The following is a 19,969-nucleotide window of genomic DNA, read 5'->3' as shown; positions in this document are numbered from 1 at the left end:
CCGGCCCTCAGTGATGAGGGCCAGGCTAGTGCGGGTCAGTCACCTGAACTTGAGAAGCCAACTGCTTGTTTAGCCATTAAAAGGTGCTGCGTCTGCTCAACGACGCGGCTCCTGAACAACGAAACGCAAAAAAAAGGTTATTTTTCCAGCGCTCTACAAATCCCCCACTACACTTTGAATGTTCTGTGTGCCGATTTCGGTCGCGGTTCTACACAAGGTGATCACGGATGCAGACAGCTCAACGTATATTACGAGGCTACCGTCGCAGGCGTTTAATTGTCTGTATCGGCTTAGCTGTTCTGGCACTCGTGTTGACTCTGAGCGCACGCTATGTTGCTGAGCGCAAAGTGAATGAACAGCATTTGCAGGCGTTTAATCAACGTATTATCAGCACGCTAGAGAGTATTCTGCTCCCCCTTGAACAAGGCAACAAAGAGCTTATTGCTTTAGTGGGAATGTCTTGTGAGGCCGCGCAACTCAAAATGCGCGAACACGCAGCACGCCTGCAAACAGTGCGTTCAATCGGGCTGATTAAGGATGATATTCTTTATTGCTCAAGTATTTTTGGCAGCCGCCACGTCCCGATTAATTTGCTACAACCCAAATTACCTTCATCTCTTCCACTGCTGTTTCTCTCAATTGACCGTTCATTACTGAAAGGCACGCCAATTCTGTTGTCCTGGACACCGTCATCCAACAGCAGTCACGAAGGCGTCATGCAGATCATTAATATTGAATTGCTGACCGGATTAATCCTTGAGCCTGAACGCCCATGGGTATCGCGTGCTGTACTTAATGTCGCAGATTCGCACCTCGAATATGGTGCAGGACTTTTGCAGCGAATTGTTGTTGAAGATGGGCAAGTCATCCATGAAATGGCTTCCGAACACTTTGCGTTTTCCATCACCACCATTGGCCCCTCACCTGGGGCATTGGCATTAAGCAATTTGCCAACTCAACTTCCACTGGCACTGATTCTCAGTATGCTGATTGGTTATATCGCCTGGCTTGCAACCGCCAATCGCATGAGTTTTTCATGGGAAATTAATGTTGGTATGGCCTCTCATGAATTCGAGGTCTTCTGCCAGCCACTAGTGAGCGCTCGTAATCTGCAGTGTGTCGGTGTGGAACTACTATTGCGCTGGAATAATCCACGCCAGGGCTGGATCTCCCCCGATGTATTTATTCCCCTCGCTGAGCAGCAAAACCTGATTGCCCCGTTGACCCGCTATGTGCTGGATGAAACCGTTCGCCACCTTGATATTTTTCCCAAATCACGTCATTTCCACATCGGGCTAAACGTGGCGGCCAGCCATTTCCATGAAGCTGAGATTATTGCCGATTTGCGCCGTTCCTGGTTCCCTGCACACCCGCTGCAAAAATTGACTCTGGAGTTAACGGAACGAGATGCGTTGCCAGATGTTGACTATCGTGTGGTGCGTGATTTGCATCGTATGGGCGTGGGTTTGGCGATAGATGATTTCGGTACGGGGCAGAGTTCCCTGGCCTATCTGGAAACACTGAATCCGAATGTACTGAAAATTGATAAGTCGTTTACTGCGGCTATCGGGACTGATGCGGTGAACTCGACGGTGACCGATATTATTATCGCACTGGCGCAGAGGCTGGGAATCTCTCTGGTGGCCGAAGGCGTTGAAACGCCGCAGCAGGCAGAGTATCTGCGCAGCCACGGCGTGAATGTCTTGCAAGGTTATTTGTATGCGCGACCAATGCCACTGAGCGAATTCCCTCGCTGGTTAAGGGGGAGCACACGCCCCCCGCGCCATAGAGGTCATCCTATTTCGGTCGTTCCGCTGCGCTGATTACTCTTCTTCATCTTCATGTTCGGAGCGTTCTTTCACCACACGGACCAGGTCCACACGGTAATCGTTCGCTTCGACAATCTGGATGCGAAGCGGAGCAACTTCAATGACATCACCCGCTTTCGGGATTTGGCCATTCACCGAGATAACCAATCCGGCAATCGAGGCGATATCTTCGCTGTCGTTAACCAGTGTATTGATATCCAGATGCTGCTGAATCGCATGCAGGTCAGTGGAACCTTTCACCAACCAACCGTCACCGTCGCGCACAATTTCTGGTGTTTCGTCAGCATCCGGGAATTCACCCGCAATGGCTTCCAGGACATCTAATGGCGTCACCAGACCTTGAACGACGCCGAACTCGTTGTTGACGATAACGAAGCTACCGCGAGCACGACGCAGTACACCCAGCAAGTTGATAGGGTCCAGCGTTTCCGGAACCACAATCGCCGGATATTGGGCCGCAATAGCCGCAACATCGCCACCATTTTCCAGCGCCACCAGCAGCTCTTTAGCCCGCACGATCCCGATGATTTCATCAAGCTCACCGCGGCATATCGGGAACAGACTGTGTGGAGATTCCAGCAGTTGTTCACGAATTTCAGCCGTCGATTTATCGGCATCAACCCAGGAGATTTCACCACGAGGCGTCATAATGCTACGCAATGAACGTGAAGCCAGCGTCAGTACCCCGTTTATCATGTAACGTTCTTCTTCAGCGAAGGATTCCGCTTCAATCGGGGTGATGGTTTTGTTGTCTTCATTCTGTGAGCGCGCCTGGCGCTTACCATTCATTAAGCGCAAAATCGCATCAGCTGTACGAGCACGTAGCGGTACATTTGACTGATGGCGAATAAAGTTGCGACGCGCAATCTGGTTAAAGAACTCGATGATTATCGAGAAGCCAATCGCTGCGTACAGGTAGCCCTTAGGAATATGGAAACCGAAGCCTTCAGCAACCAGACTCAGGCCGATCATCAACAAGAAGCTCAGGCACAGCACCACGACCGTTGGATGCTGGTTAACAAAATTCGTTAACGGTTTTGACGCCATCAGCATCACACCCATCGCAATCACAACCGCCGCCATCATGACAGGCAGGTGATTCACCATCCCTACGGCGGTAATGACCGCATCTAGCGAGAACACCGCGTCCAATACAACAATCTGCAGTACTACGACCCAGAAACTAGCGTAGCCTTTCCCATGCCCATCATCATGCTGGCGGTTTTCCAGCCGTTCATGCAGTTCGGTCGTGGCTTTAAACAGCAAGAATAAGCCCCCGAATAGCATGATGAGATCGCGCCCGGAGAACGTCAAATCTGCGACGCTAAACAGGGGTTGGGTCAGTGTCACCATCCATGAGATCAATGACAACAAGCCTAGTCGCATCACCAATGCCAGAGATAAACCGATAAGCCTCGCTTTATCCCGTTGTTTTGGTGGAAGTTTATCCGCAAGAATCGCAATAAAGACCAGGTTATCAATACCCAGTACGATTTCCAGAACAATAAGTGTCAGTAAACCCACCCATATTTGGGGATCCATTAAGAGTTCCATGACAAGCTCCAGCTTTGGGAATCACTGCGCGGCAACCCGCAAAATACGGACGCAGAAAGTTGAATTAAGGTATTAACGGGGCGTGTTACGCCATTATGAAAGGCTGAGGATTCAGACCTGAAAATGAAAAGACGTCGGTGACGGTCCATACGGTGGGCTACTGCCCTTTACTCCTTAGTTATTAAACGGGATGCAAACAATATCAGAGCAAATTACCCTTTTGCAAAGATTTACCTGATTTTGCAATTTTACTGTCATTGACCAAGCGCATAATTTGCTCCGCGAAACAATATGTGTGAAGCAAAGCTAAATTACGGATCTTCATCACATAAAATATTTTTTTCACTGACTAAAATAAATCCGTCTTCAGTTACACATCTTTACTCATACCGTTATCTGAATCGATTCGCTCAATGAAACGGATAATCTACAAAACACCCATTTTAAGGGTGTGGTTATGTCCAACACAGGAGGTAGCAAGTGACTATTGCTATTGTCATAGGCACGCATGGCTGGGCAGCAGAACAATTGCTGAAAACCGCTGAAATGCTATTAGGCGAACAAGAAAATGTTGGCTGGATAGATTTCGTTCCCGGTGAAAACGCCGAAACTTTGATCGAAAAATATAACGCTCAATTGGCAAACCTGAAAACCGACAAAGGTGTGCTGTTTCTCGTCGATACCTGGGGCGGTAGCCCTTTCAATGCGGCTAGCCGTATTGTCGTCGATAAAGAGCATTACGAGGTCGTCGCCGGGGTCAATATTCCGATGCTGGTCGAAACCTTGATGGCACGTGATGATAACCCTTCATTTGATGAATTAGTGGCTTTGGCAGTAGAAACAGGTCGCGAAGGGGTTAAAGCCCTGAAAGCAAAACCTGTTGAAACTGCAGCACCTGTGGCGCCCGTTGCTGCACCAAAACCTGCGGCACCGCTGAAGCCAATGGGTCCAAATGACTACATGAACATTGGTCTGGCACGTATTGATGACCGTTTGATTCATGGCCAGGTGGCGACTCGCTGGACTAAAGAAACTAACGTGACGCGCATTATTGTTGTCAGCGATGAAGTTGCCGCCGATACCGTGCGCAAAACTCTGTTGACGCAAGTTGCGCCTCCAGGCGTAACAGCACACGTGGTTGATGTGGCAAAAATGATCCGCGTGTGGAATAACCCGAAATATGCAGGCGACCGTGTGATGCTGCTGTTCACTAACCCAACTGATGTTGAACGCGTCGTGGAAGGTGGGGTGAATATTAAGTCAGTCAACATCGGTGGTATGGCGTTCCGCCAGGGTAAAACTCAGGTGAACAACGCGATTTCTGTCGATGAAACGGATATTGAAGCCTTTAAGAAACTGAACGCGCGTGGCATTGAACTGGAAGCGCGTAAGGTTTCTACCGATCAAAAATTGAAAATGATGGACCTGATCGCGAAGGTGAAAAACTAATTACTAATGTAATTAGTTTGATTCTACGTATTGCTCAGTTTTCACACATAAGTCACTCGTTTAAGGAGAAGTACAATGGAGATTACCACTCTTCAGATTGTGCTGGTGTTTGTCGTAGCCTGTATTGCCGGTATGGAGTCGGTGCTCGATGAATTTCAGTTCCACCGTCCGCTGGTCGCCTGTACCTTAATTGGTCTGGTCCTCGGTGACATGAAAACCGGTATTATTATCGGTGGTACACTTGAAATGATCGCGTTGGGTTGGATGAACATCGGTGCGGCGGTTGCTCCCGATGCGGCTCTGGCGTCAATTATCTCGACCATTCTGGTTATCGCCGGACATCAGGGCATCGGTTCTGGTATCGCTCTGGCCATTCCACTGGCAGCAGCAGGCCAGGTTCTGACCATTATCGTTCGTACTATTACCGTGGGCTTCCAGCACGCAGCAGATAAGGCCGCCGAAAATGGCAACCTATCGGCACTCTCCTGGATTCACGTTTCCTCCCTGTTCTTGCAAGCAATGCGTATCGCCATTCCTGCCGTTATCGTCGCGGTTTCCGTGGGGACTAGCGAAGTGCAGAACATGCTGAACGCCATTCCTGAGGTGGTAACCAGCGGTCTGAACATCGCCGGCGGCATGATTGTGGTAGTGGGTTATGCGATGGTCATCAACATGATGCGCGCAGGCTACCTGATGCCATTCTTCTATCTGGGCTTCGTTACTGCGGCTTTCACCAACTTCAACCTGGTTGCATTGGGTGTGATTGGTGCTGTGATGGCAATTCTGTACATCCAGCTGAGCCCGAAATACAACCGTACTGCCGGTGCTACAGCGCCTGCTGCCGGTGCTAACGACCTCGATAACGAATTAGATTAATAGGTGAGCGAAATGGTTGATACCACTAAAACAGTAACTACCGAGAAGAAACTCACTCCGGGCGATATTCGTGGCGTGTTCCTGCGTTCTAACCTCTTCCAGGGGTCATGGAACTTCGAACGTATGCAGGCGCTGGGCTTCTGTTTCTCAATGATTCCGGCAATTAAACGCCTGTATCCTGAGAACAACGATGCGCGTAAACAAGCGATTAAACGTCACCTGGAATTCTTCAACACCCATCCCTATGTAGCCGCTCCGGTTCTGGGCGTTACCCTTGCGATGGAAGAACAACGTGCGAACGGTGCAGAAATTGATGATGGTGCCATTAACGGTATCAAAGTTGGTTTGATGGGGCCGCTGGCGGGCGTGGGCGACCCAATCTTCTGGGGTACTGTACGCCCAGTATTTGCAGCGCTAGGTGCCGGCATTGCCATGAGCGGCAGCCTGCTCGGCCCATTGCTGTTCTTCATCCTGTTCAACGCAGTCCGTTTGCTAACCCGTTACTACGGTGTGGCTTACGGCTACCGTAAAGGGATCGATATCGTTAAGGATATGGGCGGCGGCTTCCTGCAGAAATTGACTGAGGGGGCGTCAATCCTCGGCCTGTTTGTCATGGGGGCACTGGTAAACAAGTGGACGCACGTTAACATACCGCTGGTTGTGTCGAAAATTACCGACCAGACCGGCGCAGTTAAAGTGACCACGGTTCAAACCATTCTTGATCAGTTGATGCCAGGCCTTGTGCCATTGCTGCTAACGTTTGCTTGTATGTGGCTGCTGCGTAAGAAAGTCAACGCGCTGTGGATCATCATGGGCTTCTTCGTTATCGGTATTGCCGGTTATTCTATCGGCTTGCTGGGTCTGTAATTACCATGTTATGCAAACCGGGGCCCCTGCCCCGGTTTTTTTATTGTTTAGAATGAAGGTAGTGTTATGACGTTGACGGATGTGGTTTTACTCGTTTTCATTGTGCTGTTGCTCGCGTGGTCAATCTATGATGAGTTCATCATGGATAAGCTCAAGGGCAAAACCCTACTCAAAATCACCCTGCTGCGCCGTAATCGTATCGACAGCACCATCTTTGTTGGTCTGGTTGCCATCCTCATCTATAACAACGTCACCACTCACGGCACACCACTGACAACCTGGTTATTATCTGCACTCGCGTTACTCGCTATTTATATTTCGTGGATCCGTCAGCCTAAATTATTGTTTAAAAGAGAAGGTTTTTTCTTCGCAAACGTGTGGATTTTATATTCACGAATTAAAGAAATGAATTTATCTGAAGACGGAGTGTTGGTGATGCAACTAGAGCAACACCGTTTACTGATTCGGGTTAAAAATATCGATGACCTGGAAAAAATTTATAAACTAATGGTTGATAATCAATAAGTTACAAATATAGCAAAGTCTATATTTTGATATTTTTTGTACAGTCATTTAAATATAGCCGATGCTATTTCGCACAATTAGTGTGCTATTATTTTAACGTTTAAGTTACTTATTAAGTTAAATGAAAATCGTTATCATTTAAGTGTCTGGAATAATAGTTTTCAAATATTGTTTTATCTTTGAATAATATGTTAAGGTTGCGCCCGTCGTTGGGGAGTAGCCGATTTTCGCCATTGCGAAAATGTACATGTCAACATACTCGTTACTTGTTTTAGCAGGCTTTTTAAACAAGAAAATAACGTGGCATGTACGACTCAAACACTGAGTAGGCGAGACCATAGGCACGTAGCCATCGTTTTAGTTGGGGATGGTCGACGTGTATATGGATATTCCCAACTGAGGCGTTTGTATGAATCTCTCCGCTACAATTATTCTTGCTTTTGGCATGTCGATGGATGCGTTTGCTGCATCAATCGGGAAAGGTGCCACCCTCCATAAACCTAAGTTTTCCGAAGCCATACGTACCGGCCTGATTTTTGGCGTTATTGAAACGCTCACACCGCTGATTGGCTGGTGTCTGGGGATGTTAGCCAGTAAAGTTGTGCTGGAATGGAACCATTGGGTTGCTTTTATCCTGCTCGTTTTCCTCGGTATCCGAATGATCTATGAAGGGATTCGCGGCAACGATGATGAAGAGACACCTAAGCTACAACGTCATGGATTTTGGTTATTGGTCACGACAGCTATAGCAACCAGCCTTGATGCAATGGCGGTGGGTGTCGGCCTGGCATTTCTGCAAGTGAACATTATTGAAACTGCGCTGGCGATTGGTTGCGCGACCATGATCATGTCTACGATGGGTATGATGCTGGGCCGTTTTATTGGCCCACTACTGGGTAAACGCGCCGAAATTCTCGGCGGCGTGGTGTTAATTGGGATTGGTTGCCAGATCCTTTACGGCCATTTCAGCGCGCTAAGTTAAATATTCAAGCTACCTGGGCTTCGCGTCGCCAGACGCGAACCACAAAGTCAGTCTCACATTCAAATGCCGTTTCAGCCGCTAAGGCTTGCCACACTTCCGGGCGAGCGCGCCAGGCAAACGGCGTCATTTGTAGCAATGCTACCGCTTCATCACCCTTTAATGTCATCGGCCAGCTAATTTGCTGAGTCTGTTCTGCAATAAAACCAGGCAAAGATTCAGACTCAGAGCTGTGCAACACAATATTGTCGTAAATTAGGCCTTTCAACTGCATTAAATGACGGGGACCAGGGGTCGCCGTAATGACGATACCGCCAGGTTTTACCACCCGCGCCAGTTCTTCCGCTTTGCAGGGCGCGAAAATACGCACAACAGCATCAAGGCTATTATCGTCAAATGGTAAACGGTGACTTGAAGCAACGCAGAATTGCACCTGTGGGTAACGTTTAGCCGCGTAGCGAATCGCCACTTTCGCGACATCTAATCCCCAGGTCGTGCCATTTTGTTTTGCGACTACCTGTGCAAAACCGGCAGTGTAGTACCCTTCCCCACAACCAATGTCGAGTAAAGTCACGGGTGACGCTTGTTCAAGTTGTTGGCAAATGGCATCACGCAAAGGCTGGTAATGCCCGGCATCAAGAAACTTTCTGCGTGCCTGCATCATCTCGCTGCTGTCGCCTGGATCCTTAGAACGCTTATGCTGTACTGGCAGCAAATTGACGTATCCTTCTTTTGCCTTATCGAATTGGTGGCCTTGTGGGCAAAGATAACTCTTGCCAACAGCGGTAAGCGGCGCATGACAAAGCGGACAAAGATAGGACATGGGAACTCCAGGCAATCATAAAGGGCGCAAGTGTAACGCTAAACGCCCTGTTTCGAAAAGCAACTAACCGGCGGAGTTATCTGCGACAGGCTTATTTAACACCATTAAATTTGGGTCACCGTCCGGAAGACCATCAGGCTCAATATTTTCCAGTCGTAACACATCGCTCATAATTTGACTAAATACCGGGGCTGAAACTGCTCCGCCATAATAAGCCCCATTTTCTGGATCGTTAATCACCACAACCAGCGCAAAGCGTGGATTACTGGCTGGCGCAACACCGGCCGTGTAAGCAATGTATTTATTGATGTACTTACCGTCATCACCAATCTTCTTCGCCGTGCCCGTTTTTACCGCGACACGATATCCGTGCACCGCCGCTTTTACTCCACCGCCGCCAGGCAACGCCACGCTTTCCATCATATGTTCAACCTGATGAGCAATGACTTCAGACATCACGCGTTTCCCAACGACCGGTGGGTCAACACGGGTAATCGACAGCGGTCTGGAAATACCGTAACTACCAATGGTTGCGTAAACATGGGCCAGTTGCAGCGGCGTGACCATCAAACCATAGCCAAAAGAGAAGGTTGCACGATCCAGTTCTCCCCAGAACTTACGATGTGGTAAATAACCGCGGCTTTCTCCTGTCAGGCCCAACCCCGTCGGCGAACCAAAGCCAAACTCTTTGTAGGTATCCAAAAGTTTTTGGATAGGCATTGCCAGCGAAAGACGTGATACCCCGGTATCGCTCGATTTTTGCAGGATCCCGGTCAACGTTAGCTGAGGGTAATAACCCACATCCCGAATCCGATGCCCGTCAATGGTATAGGGATGGGTATCCACCACACTGTCGGGTTGCACAATACCTTGTTGCAGTGCGGTCATCACTACCATGGGTTTGACCGTTGAGCCGGGTTCAAAGGTGTCACTTATTGCCCGATTGCGGAAATCGTTCAACGTGGCACCATCACGGTTATTCGGGTTAAATGTCGGGCAACTTGCCATAGCCAGAACTTCACCGGTATTAACATCAAGGATAACTGCGGCGGCTGATTCGGCTTTATTCCACGAAACCGCGTTGCTTAACGCATCTTCAGTCACCGTTTGCAGACGCTCATCAATGCTTAACATTAGGTTATGCGCGGGGCTTGCCGGATTTTCAGTGATATTTTCAATGACGTGACCGTGTCGGTCTTTGCGAACTAATCGCTCCCCGCCCCTCCCCATCAATTGTCGATTGAAACTCTTTTCTATGCCCTCAATACCCTGATCATCAACATTGGTAAAACCGAGCAAATTTGCTGCGACATGCCCTGCCGGGTAAAAGCGGCGTGACTCATCGCGCAACGAAATCCCCGGTAGTTTCAAACTCTCAATATATTGGGCTTTTTGTGGATCGAGTTGACGGGCAAGGTAGATAAATCGGTCGGAAGGGCTACGACGAATACGCGCGGCGATCTCATTGAGCGGCATATTGAGCGTTGTCGCAAGTGCCTGCCAACGGCTATTCACTTGCACACCACCTTTTTCCATCACCGTTTTGGGGTCGGCCCAGATAGCTTTTACCGGTACGCTGACTGCCAATGGTCGGCCCGTACGGTCTTCAATCATGCCACGTGGAACTGTAATCGTCTCTTCGCGTAGTGAACGCATGTCCTCTTGCTTGACAAGATTCTCTGGCGAGATGATTTGCAACCAGGCTACACGTCCTAATAAAAATACCAGACACATAAGAATAGCACTGCAAAGCAGAGCAAAACGCCACTGAATAAAGTTACCCACGACTCCAGGGGCAATTTTTCTCACTTTCAATCCTTCACAACAACTAAGCGATTGAAAATTTAAACATAATGATGAAATTAACCGGACAGGAACAGTGCTACAAGATGCACTGCTTTGCTACAAAACATAACTAGTCACGGCTTGTAGAAACATATGGACAAGTAGTGCATAAGATTCAGACATGAAAAAGCCCCGCTACATGAGCGGGGCTTTCATCAAAATTTGGCGTTATTCGCGCCAGGTCTAATTCAACGGAATTAGATAGCAGTGACGTTAACTGCTGCTGGGCCTTTCTGGCCGTCCTGGATTTCGAACTCAACGTTCTGGCCTTCAGCCAGAGTTTTGAAGCCGTTACCCTGGATTGCAGAGAAGTGTACGAACACGTCTTTGCTGCCGTCAGCAGGAGTAATGAAACCAAAACCTTTAGACTCGTTGAACCACTTAACTTGACCTTTGATCTTTGCCATTTTGCAAAATTCCTTAGATTGTTTTCTTTGCCCGAAGGCATAACTTAGCTAAAACAGAGACATTACTGCATGAGGCACTAATATAAGGCTCGGCAGAGAAGCGGTATTCAACGTCAACGTGTTTACTCAGAACTTCTTTACTGAAAATGCCACACATAAACAGAACTGTACCTCGTTTAACCCAAAGTGTTATCACATACAACGCAATCAATGGCAAGCCATTTTTCGGCGTGAATCGATCTGTCGCACAAATTCTGAAACCAATATTGTTCATAAAAATGAAATGCACAAAATGTGCATAAAATTAACGGCGAACAAACGTGATTCCAAGCGTTCAGGCGATGACCGCAGACAACGTTTTTACCATAGCCCAAAGCTAACTTTTCGTCCAGACGAAGGACGAAAAAGTCGACACCACAGACATTATCCTTATGATTTTTTTAGCATAGCTATTCAAAAAATGAGCAGCACAGAACGTCTCAAGACAGATTGAAATAGGCGATGGAAATAACGCGATTACCAGAATGAATAAAGTATGAACAGTAAGCTCTTTATATTGCACCAAAATAATGAAAGTTTAATGACACTCTGCTACACAATGAGGCAATAAAAACGTTTCATTATATTAGCCATATAATAAAATTATCTTAGGTTATCCAAAATAACACTTTAACTTTCTGGATAATATTTAAACTATTATTTTAAGCAAGAGTAAAGTTTGACCTACATGTCGTGGCATGAACAGCGATTCACCGCCATAGTCTTGCCAGAGGGTTGGTGTATTCCCTGCTCTTTCCATGCTTTCGTCAAAGCGTAACATCAGCCGATTTTCGTAACTGTGGTGACACATTACGAAAACCGTCGATTTAAAGATGAGATTTTAGAGGATCAAACCAGGGATTCATCCAACGCATGAGTCACGACAAAGCGACGTAAACGCTTATGTAAGGATTAGCGTTCTGCCACCAGACGAATAAAATCGTCATCCTCTGCAACTTCTTCCTTAATCTCTTGCGGTTCTTCCTTCACAACTTCCGGCTCATTGGCTTCACACAGACGGCGTAGCAGAGCATTTTGTCGTTTCTGCTGTTCCAACAACTCTTCAAGCAGCTCGATCTGTTCATTACTACGGCTACTCGCTCGGTTAACAAAAAACCACATTACGAGGCCGATAACCAGCACCACCAGGGAAACTGTCAGGGACACGATATTCAACGCGCCAACACTTAATTCGTTCATCTTACCACCTCAGTAAAACGCGCTATTCTACACCTGCTGCGCCCGAAGGTAAGTATCGTGTGGATAAAAAGAGTCTACCAGGGAATAAATTTGTTAATTGTACAAATCCCGCTGAAAAATTGTACATCCTGATCGCACATCACGTTGACCATCTGCGTCCAGAGTAGTAAGCAGACGAAAAAAACCGCAACTAAGATGAACCATCTGTACTTTTTCACTACATTCTCCACATTAAAAGCTTTAGAGAGTAAGTCTGGCATACGCAACCTAAACCAGGCATCACTCAACTCAGATTTTATTTAAGAATCATCACATTGATACTTTAGTGCTACGCGCTACGCTTAACACTCTAATAAAGTAATAATAAGAGGTAGATATGCGTGTCGTGATCCGCACTATTCTGGTGATAGTGCTGCTGTGGATCGGTTTACTCCTCTCTGGCTACGGAGTATTGATTGGGAGCCATCAAAATGCAGCGGGTATGGGACTGCAATGCAAATACCTCACTGCACGAAATATCACCACTGCACAATTCATTCATAGTGAAAGTGGTATTATCGGACTGAGTGATTGCCCTGTATTGCGTAAAAGTGACAAGGTTATTGATAACGGACAGTAGATAATCGAAGAGTAAAAAAACGCCGCTATTTAGCGGCGTTTAATTTTTCATCAGAATGGATATTCGTGATAACCCATTTGCTCAGAAATAGTGCGCGCAGCGTCATGTAGCATAGCGACATATTCGTGAAGGCGGTCTTCAGAAAAACGCAAAGTCGGGAATGAAATACTTAAACCGGCAATCACAACACCAAAGCGGTCAAATACCGGCACGCCGATGCAGCGCAAACCTTCTTCTTGTTCTTCGTTATCTTCGCCAAAACCTTGCTTACGCACCGTATCCAGAACATCCATCAATTCGTCGGTGCTGGTAATGGTACGTTCAGTGCTGCGGGTGTACTCCACATCGGCAAGAATTTCACGTACTTCTTCACGGTCACGCCAGGCCAGAAGCACTTTACCAATTGCAGTACTGTACAACGGGTTACGACGACCGATGCGCGAATACATACGCAAGTTGTACATTGAGTCGATCTTGTGGATATAGACAATACTGTCTTCATCCAACGCACCCAAGTGGATCGTTTCTTTTGTCAGACGCGACAGTTCACGCATCTGGATGTCAGCACTACGAATCAAATCAACATTTTGCAACGCACGCGCGCCAAGTTCGAACAACTTCAGCGTAAGCGAGTATTTCTCAGATTCGCCTTCCTGAGCCACATAACCCAAGGATTTCATTGTCTGCAAAAAGCGATAGACGGTGCTTTTTGACATCATTACGCGTTGCGATAATTCAGTAATACCAATTTCGCGTTCTTCGCCAAGAGCCTGTAAGATGCCAAAAACTTTCAGGACAGAAGAGACAGAATCAGGTTGTTTATCCAGATCTGCGATTGCCATTAAATCACCTCGATCGCATTTGTTTTATAAAAATTAGAACCGGTTTTTAGTATAAGTTGACTACCATGTCATCGCAATGAATCTATTCTATATCGTTACAAATCTGCGACATATCCCGTAAATTTAGTGCTATTATTATTTCTCCCCGAATACAGCCCCGTGAATTCAATCTTTCCTATGGATAAAACCCTTGCTGATGGGCTGCCATTACCGCGGCGCTATGGTGCTATTTTAGCCATTGCGTTAGGTATTACTATGGCCGTGCTTGATGGCGTAATCGCTAACGTCGCCCTTCCCACCATTGCCCGCGAACTTAATGCCAGTCCGGCAGAATCCATCTGGATTGTTAACAGTTACCAAATAGCGATAATTGTTTCATTACTTTCCATGTCGTTTCTGGGGGATATTTTTGGTTATCGCCGGGTATATCAGTGCGGGCTAATGCTGTTTTGTGTGACATCCCTTTTTTGTGCGTTATCGAATTCTTTACCCATGCTGACATTTGCTCGCGTACTGCAGGGATTCGGCGGTGCGGCATTAATGAGCGTAAATACCGCGCTCATTCGGCTTATTTATCCACAAAAACACCTTGGCCGCGGCATGGGAATTAACTCATTTATTGTTGCCGTTTCATCAGCTGCCGGGCCGACTATTGCTGCCGCCATTCTATCCGTTGCTTCCTGGAAATGGTTATTTTTGGTTAACGTGCCCATTGGCATCATTGCACTATTATTGGCTCTGCGTTTCTTGCCAGCGAACCAACAAAAATCCCAGGGGCAGCGCTTTGATATTCCAGGCGCCATCATGAATGCCCTGACGTTTGGCTTATTGATTTCTGCCATCAGCGGGTTTGCTCAGGGCCAGTCTGGCTGGCTTATTCTCAGTGAACTGGCAGCCTTGCTAGTCATTGGATCTTTCTTTATACGCCGCCAGTTAAAACTCCCTTTCCCATTATTGCCGGTCGATTTACTGCGTATCCCGGTGTTTTCTTTATCCATTGGAACATCAGTGTGTTCTTTTACCGCGCAGATGCTGGCAATGGTTTCTTTACCCTTTTTCCTGCAATCGACATTAGGTCGTAGTGAAGTGGAAACTGGCCTGCTACTGACGCCGTGGCCCATCGCAACCATGATTATGGCTCCGGTCGCTGGTCATTTAATTGGACGAGTACATGCGGGATTATTAGGTGGAATCGGACTTGTAATGATGGCTTGCGGTCTGTTTGCTTTGGCGCTGTTGCCACATAACCCTTCTGACATAGATATTATCTGGCGCATGTTCTTGTGCGGTGCAGGTTTTGGCTTGTTCCAGTCCCCCAATAACCACACCATTATCTCTTCTGCTCCGCGTCACCGCAGCGGTGGTGCCAGCGGCATGTTAGGCACGGCCAGGTTACTCGGCCAGAGTTGTGGTGCAGCTTTGGTAGCACTGATGTTCAACCTGTTCACCACTCACGGAACGCACGCCTCGTTACTTCTGGCCGGCAGTTTTGCTACCGTCGCGGCTATTGTTAGCAGTTTGCGGTTATCTCAACCTACTGCTTCGCAGGCATAAAAAAAGCGTGCCAGCGATGGCACGCTTTTTTATCAATATTTATCACTACTTCAGATATTCGCCGTTACGCAGTGCTTCAATACGTTTGTCCAAAGGTGGGTGAGTCATAAACAATTCGCTCATTGACTTCGCCTTACCGTTGATACAAAACGCCATCATGCTACTGGCTTCTTGCGGTTCATAGCTGGTTTTCAGACGCTGTAAAGCAGCAATCATTTTTTCACGGCCGACTAATTTTGCAGATCCGGCATCAGCGTGGAATTCACGGTGACGTGAGAACCACATAGTAATGATGCTGGCCAGAATACCGAATACCAACTCCAGTACGGTCGCAATTGCAAAATAGACAAACGGGTTACCGTTGTTACTTTCACCTTCATCCCGATTACCTGACAGGAAGCCTGAGGCAACCTGTGCAATGATTCGCGAAATAAAGATAACGAAGGTGTTCACCACACCTTGAATCAGCGTCATGGTTACCATATCGCCGTTCGCAATGTGGCTAATTTCGTGAGCAATTACCGCTTCTGCTTCATCACGGCTCATGTTCTGCAACAGGCCGGTACTGACCGCAACCAACGAGGCATTACGGCGTGCGCCAGTAGCAAACGCGTTGATATCTGGCGCATGGTAAACCGCCACCTGAGGCATAGCGATACCCGCCTGCTGCGACTGCTGACGAACGGTTTCCATCAGCCAGCGCTCAGTTTCATTACGTGGCTGCTCAATTACTTCACCGCCAACTGAACGTAATGCCATCCATTTGGACATCAGTAACGAGATGATTGAACCACCAAAGCCAAACAACACCGCCATGATCATCAGACCCTGTACGCTGCTCGACTGGATCCCCGTCAGGCTTAGCACTAGCCCGAATACGACCATGACTGCAAGGTTGGTCAACAGGAAAAGCCCGATACGCATCATAATTTTCTTTTTACCTCGGTTAAAAATACGCATTCTGCGTTACCCCACATCGTAGGGGCAAGCCTGCTATTTTCAAGCATTCATCGTTGCCAAGTGGTTAATAATACATAACTTTACATTCAGAAAGAGCTAGGTTTACGCGGCTTGATAGAGGTAAAAAAAACAGGCACAAAAATTTGTGCCTGTTGGGGAGTTACTTAGCAGGAGCCGGTTGCTCGGCTGGCTTATCTTGCTGCATTTTTGCAAGGTCCAGCGCGATATGAACCGTTTCATCGAGATAAGGATCTGGTTCCTGATAATCCTTCGGCAAGTCTTCCAGTTTCTTCAACGGAGCTTTACCTTCCCGCTTGTAGCGATCGTTGATGCGTGCCAGACGCGTCGCATCGTCTTCCTGGTTTTCTTTCTCACGTTGAGCAAGATTCAGGGAAACAATATTGCGCTTCTCTTTCAGGGCATTGAAGCGAGCAATGTCCTTCATGATGTACTGGAACTCAGGATCGGCTGCAATTCTGTCCTGGTGCAGTTTGAGCAGTTGCGGTTCGAACGGTGTCAGATCGCCTGACTTGACGTAAGTTGCGGCATTAATGCTATCCCATGGGAGCGCGTTATCTTCGAACTTCTCGCCAGTTTCTGTCTCTTCCGTACCGGTCGGCATCATCACGTCTGGCGTAACACCTTTACGCTGAGTACTGCCGCCATTAATGCGGTAGAACTTCTGGATGGTGTATTGCACAGAGCCTAATGCAGGCCACTCAGGGCGAAGCATCTGATCGTAGATACGGTTCAACGAACGATACTGCTGAACAGTCCCTTTACCGAAGGTCGGCTCACCGACAATCAACGCACGGCCATAATCCTGCATTGCAGCGGCGAAAATCTCAGATGCGGAGGCACTGAAACGGTCAACCATAACAACCAGTGGGCCTTTGTAGTACACAACGCCATCGGTATCGCTGTCTTCACGCACTTTACCGTTGTTATCACGTACCTGAACAACTGGGCCACCAGGGATAAACAGGCCAGAAAGCGACACAGCTTCGGTCAATGCACCGCCACCGTTAGAACGTAAATCGATAATCACGCTCTTCACATTCTGTTTTTCCATCTTCTGCAACTGGACTTTGACGTCATCCGTCAAACCAACATAGAAGCCTGGAATATCCAGCACGCCGACTTTGTCTTTACCAACCGTTTTAATGGTGAGTTTAACGGCACGGTCTTCAAGACGAATACGTTCACGCGTTAACGTGACGATGCGTGTTTTAGTGCCCTTGCCCGCAGGTAAGACTTCAAGACGAACCTTACTGCCTTTTGGTCCCTTGATCAGCGCAACCACATCATCAAGACGCCAGCCAATCACATCAACCATGGCTTTGCCGGTTTGACCGACACCCACAATACGATCGCCTACGGTAATCGCTTTGCTTTTCGCCGCCGGACCACCCGCAACCATCGAGTTGATCACTGTGTAGTCATCATCCATTTGCAGCACCGCACCAATACCTTCCAGAGATAAACTCATTTCAGTATTGAATTGTTCAGTATTGCGTGGAGACAAATAGTTAGTATGCGGATCGATTTCGTGAGCAAAGGCGGTCATTGCCAGAGAGAAAACATCTTCACTGTTAGACTGCGCCAGACGGCGAATCGCAAACTGGTAGCGCTTAGTCAGCGTTTCACGAATTTCCTGATCGGTTTTACCGGTCAGTTTCAAACTTAATTCGTCAAACTTAACTTTGCTGTCCCACAGACTATTTAACTCGGCGGTACTTGCAGGCCACGGAGATTTGCTGCGATCCACATTGAAGGTGTCATTGCCGGTGAAATCCATCGGCTTTTCCAGCACTTTCAGCGCGTATTGATAACGTTCAAAACGGCGCTTCTGGGCCAGATTATAGAGATCGTAAAATACGTCCAGTTTACCGGTGCGCAATTCATCGCCAATCTGTTTTTTCCGCGACACAAACTGCTCAACGTCACTGGCAAGCAGCACGTTGTGGCTATAGTCGAGGAGGTTTAGGTAGCGATCGAAAATTTTTGCGGAAAAATTTTCATCCAGATCAAACTGGCGATAATGCGAGCGAGTGAAGCGCGAAGTTACACGCTCACTCACCGTTGCATGCTGTGTCTCTTCCTTTAACTGCGGGATTTGAGAAGCTTGCGTGATATTTTCGACGGCCAGTGCGCTACCTGCAAGAAACAACAGACTAGCGACTGCCGTACGCTTAAAGAGTTTGTTCATGCCCGGGTCTGGCCTCCGTTTCAGAACTGCAAGTGTTCTGCGCGTACGATCATTGCCATACCAGAAGTTAGCTGTACACGTACGCCATCTTTGGTAATTTCCAGTACGGTGGCATCCATCGCGTTGTTACCCGCTTTGACTTTGATTGCCTGACCCACCTGCAATGCAGAAATGTCCGTAACCGGAGTGCGTTTTTCTTCACGCGGAACCTGAGGAGCCGCCGGTTTTTCTGCACGAGGTTTACGTTCTGTAGTCTCTGGACGACGCGGTGCAGGACGAGGTTTGCGATCGCGACGAGGCTTATCGGTAACGGTTTCACCGTTAGCAATAGCCGCTTCACGTTTCTTCGCTTGCTGCTCTGCACGCTGTGTCTGAACACGAGCTTTTGCTTCTTCAAGCTGCTTACGAGCATGCTCAACGTGCTGCTCATCGAGTTCACCACATGGGTTACCGTCGAGATCAACACGGGTCGCGCCGACTTTGATACCGTACAGGTAACGCCAGCTTGAAGTATAAAGACGTAACGCGGAACGAAGTTGAGTTTTACTGAGGCTCATCTCCCCTTCAACGCGCGCGACTAAATCCTGGAAGATACCAATCTTCAGGGGGCGGGCTTCACCTTCAGCGCTAAAGCACTGTGGGAAACGCTCTGCCAAAAAGGCGATGACTTCTTTGCTACTATTCAACTTAGGTTGATTTTCCATGAAATTTCCTGATTACAACGGAGTTGCCAACAATCCGCAGGCATGAACAGGCGACATTATAATGACGCTATCAGCAAATGCCACGTTATCCGTTGTTTATCATGCTATCGAGTGAAGAATTTTTTAAAATCCGTGTCGGCAAGCGTCAGCGAAAGCTGCGTTACCAGTTGAGATAAGCCGAGTTGGTCTTCAGGTGTAAAGCGCCCAAACTCAGTGCTATCAATGTCCAGGACCCCGATTAACTCATCGTTTACCATTAACGGCAGAACGATTTCGGAATTGCTGGCGGCGTCACAGGCGATGTGACCATCAAAAGCATGCACATCTTCAACGCGCTGAATGCTCCTGGTGGAAACTGCTGTACCGCATACACCTTTACCTACCGGGATGCGCACACAGGCAATTTTGCCCTGGAAAGGCCCTAAAACCAACGTATCGCCTTCCAGTAAATAGAACCCGGCCCAGTTAACACCTTCAAGACGTTCAAACAGCAAAGCACTGGTATTTGCCAACGTTGCCAGAAAACTTGTTTCACCTGCCATTAACGCACTAAAATCGCGGTTCAAGTCCGCGTAAAATTGTTCTTTGTTCATTGATTAACCATAGTATGTTGTCTTACTCAACTGCATAGCATAGTAAAATAAGCATTAAATGCCTTATGCCACAAGGTGTATCATTCCATGAATTA

The 19,969-nt window shown here is 47.7% G+C and carries 20 protein-coding genes and 1 riboswitch; of the genes, 8 read left to right on the top strand and 12 right to left on the bottom strand.

All coding sequences use genetic code 11. From position 1 onward, the window contains the following. The first annotated feature begins 227 nt into the window (after window positions 1-227). Window positions 228-1,823 carry an EAL domain-containing protein gene (locus tag MNO13_RS11010; protein ID WP_064546094.1) on the top strand — a complete coding sequence of 532 codons (1,596 nt, stop codon included), beginning with the start codon at window positions 228-230 and terminating at the stop codon, window positions 1,821-1,823. Here the strand turns inward: MNO13_RS11010 and yoaE are convergent, their stop codons facing one another. Next, complete coding sequence (gene yoaE / locus MNO13_RS11005; RefSeq protein WP_064546092.1) at window positions 1,824-3,383, bottom strand: CNNM family cation transport protein YoaE; 1,560 nt, start codon at window positions 3,381-3,383, stop codon at window positions 1,824-1,826. It abuts the gene before it with no gap. 480 nt (window positions 3,384-3,863) lie between these two features. Here yoaE and manX point away from each other — a divergent pair, with 480 nt between their 5' ends. The 5 genes from manX (at window position 3,864) to mntP (ending at window position 8,082) form a co-directional block, all read left to right on the top strand. After that, entirely contained in the window at window positions 3,864-4,832 is a 969-nt protein-coding gene (gene manX / locus MNO13_RS11000) for a PTS mannose transporter subunit IIAB (RefSeq protein ID WP_064546090.1), read from the top strand. Between the two features lie 75 nt (window positions 4,833-4,907). Next, entirely contained in the window at window positions 4,908-5,708 is an 801-nt protein-coding gene (locus MNO13_RS10995; RefSeq protein ID WP_121813630.1) for a PTS mannose/fructose/sorbose transporter subunit IIC, read from the top strand. Window positions 5,709-5,720: 12 nt separating this feature from the next. Then, complete coding sequence (locus MNO13_RS10990; RefSeq protein WP_064546086.1) at window positions 5,721-6,575, top strand: PTS mannose transporter subunit IID; 855 nt, start codon at window positions 5,721-5,723, stop codon at window positions 6,573-6,575. A gap of 66 nt (window positions 6,576-6,641) precedes the next feature. Beyond that, window positions 6,642-7,100, top strand: coding sequence for a DUF986 family protein (locus tag MNO13_RS10985; protein WP_241939979.1), 459 nt, complete (start codon window positions 6,642-6,644; stop codon window positions 7,098-7,100). A gap of 199 nt (window positions 7,101-7,299) precedes the next feature. After that, window positions 7,300-7,507: riboswitch (yybP-ykoY riboswitch) on the top strand. A 2-nt stretch (window positions 7,508-7,509) separates the two neighbouring features. Then, entirely contained in the window at window positions 7,510-8,082 is a 573-nt protein-coding gene (gene mntP / locus MNO13_RS10980; RefSeq protein WP_064546082.1) for a manganese efflux pump MntP, read from the top strand. Between the two features lie 4 nt (window positions 8,083-8,086). Here the strand turns inward: mntP and rlmA are convergent, their stop codons facing one another. From rlmA to mgrB, 6 genes are all read right to left on the bottom strand, one after another. Then, complete coding sequence (gene rlmA / locus MNO13_RS10975) at window positions 8,087-8,902, bottom strand: 23S rRNA (guanine(745)-N(1))-methyltransferase (RefSeq protein ID WP_064546080.1); 816 nt, start codon at window positions 8,900-8,902, stop codon at window positions 8,087-8,089. A 63-nt stretch (window positions 8,903-8,965) separates the two neighbouring features. Next, complete coding sequence (gene ftsI / locus MNO13_RS10970; protein WP_232887051.1) at window positions 8,966-10,711, bottom strand: peptidoglycan glycosyltransferase FtsI; 1,746 nt, start codon at window positions 10,709-10,711, stop codon at window positions 8,966-8,968. A gap of 233 nt (window positions 10,712-10,944) precedes the next feature. Further along, window positions 10,945-11,154, bottom strand: a complete 210-nt coding sequence (gene cspE / locus MNO13_RS10965; RefSeq protein ID WP_001062678.1) for a transcription antiterminator/RNA stability regulator CspE — start codon at window positions 11,152-11,154, stop codon at window positions 10,945-10,947. A 13-nt stretch (window positions 11,155-11,167) separates the two neighbouring features. Beyond that, window positions 11,168-11,311, bottom strand: a complete 144-nt coding sequence (locus MNO13_RS10960; protein WP_074388558.1) for a DUF2627 domain-containing protein — start codon at window positions 11,309-11,311, stop codon at window positions 11,168-11,170. 794 nt (window positions 11,312-12,105) lie between these two features. Further along, window positions 12,106-12,393 (bottom strand): YebO family protein, encoded by a 288-nt coding sequence (locus MNO13_RS10955; RefSeq protein ID WP_064546076.1) that lies wholly within the window; start codon window positions 12,391-12,393, stop codon window positions 12,106-12,108. Window positions 12,394-12,467: 74 nt separating this feature from the next. Further along, window positions 12,468-12,611: a PhoP/PhoQ regulatory lipoprotein MgrB gene (mgrB, locus tag MNO13_RS10950; RefSeq protein WP_121815636.1), complete on the bottom strand. Its 144-nt coding sequence runs from the start codon at window positions 12,609-12,611 to the stop codon at window positions 12,468-12,470. Window positions 12,612-12,769: 158 nt separating this feature from the next. Between mgrB and MNO13_RS10945 the strand changes: the two genes are divergently transcribed. After that, window positions 12,770-13,012, top strand: a complete 243-nt coding sequence (locus tag MNO13_RS10945) for a YobH family protein (RefSeq protein WP_064546074.1) — start codon at window positions 12,770-12,772, stop codon at window positions 13,010-13,012. Window positions 13,013-13,062: 50 nt separating this feature from the next. Here MNO13_RS10945 and kdgR read toward each other — a convergent pair whose 3' ends face one another. Beyond that, window positions 13,063-13,854: a DNA-binding transcriptional regulator KdgR gene (gene kdgR / locus MNO13_RS10940; RefSeq protein ID WP_121813634.1), complete on the bottom strand. Its 792-nt coding sequence runs from the start codon at window positions 13,852-13,854 to the stop codon at window positions 13,063-13,065. 177 nt (window positions 13,855-14,031) lie between these two features. Between kdgR and MNO13_RS10935 the strand changes: the two genes are divergently transcribed. After that, window positions 14,032-15,408: an MFS transporter gene (locus tag MNO13_RS10935; protein ID WP_064546070.1), complete on the top strand. Its 1,377-nt coding sequence runs from the start codon at window positions 14,032-14,034 to the stop codon at window positions 15,406-15,408. A gap of 45 nt (window positions 15,409-15,453) precedes the next feature. Here MNO13_RS10935 and htpX read toward each other — a convergent pair whose 3' ends face one another. The 4 genes from htpX to MNO13_RS10915 all read right to left on the bottom strand — a co-directional run bounded on the left by htpX (window position 15,454) and on the right by MNO13_RS10915 (window position 19,874). Further along, window positions 15,454-16,335, bottom strand: a complete 882-nt coding sequence (gene htpX / locus MNO13_RS10930; protein ID WP_034496301.1) for a protease HtpX — start codon at window positions 16,333-16,335, stop codon at window positions 15,454-15,456. Window positions 16,336-16,528: 193 nt separating this feature from the next. After that, complete coding sequence (gene prc / locus MNO13_RS10925) at window positions 16,529-18,577, bottom strand: carboxy terminal-processing peptidase (RefSeq protein ID WP_064546068.1); 2,049 nt, start codon at window positions 18,575-18,577, stop codon at window positions 16,529-16,531. Between the two features lie 20 nt (window positions 18,578-18,597). Continuing rightward, window positions 18,598-19,281: an RNA chaperone ProQ gene (proQ, locus tag MNO13_RS10920; protein WP_064546066.1), complete on the bottom strand. Its 684-nt coding sequence runs from the start codon at window positions 19,279-19,281 to the stop codon at window positions 18,598-18,600. Window positions 19,282-19,385: 104 nt separating this feature from the next. Next, window positions 19,386-19,874, bottom strand: a complete 489-nt coding sequence (locus MNO13_RS10915; RefSeq protein WP_064546064.1) for a GAF domain-containing protein — start codon at window positions 19,872-19,874, stop codon at window positions 19,386-19,388. Window positions 19,875-19,969 lie beyond the last annotated feature (95 nt).

It is taken from the genome of Buttiauxella ferragutiae (genome assembly GCF_022637515.1).
GTDB classification, from domain to species: domain Bacteria; phylum Pseudomonadota; class Gammaproteobacteria; order Enterobacterales; family Enterobacteriaceae; genus Buttiauxella; species Buttiauxella ferragutiae.
The sequence above is the reverse complement of the archived record's forward strand: the minus strand, read 5'-3'. Positions and strand labels throughout refer to the sequence as shown.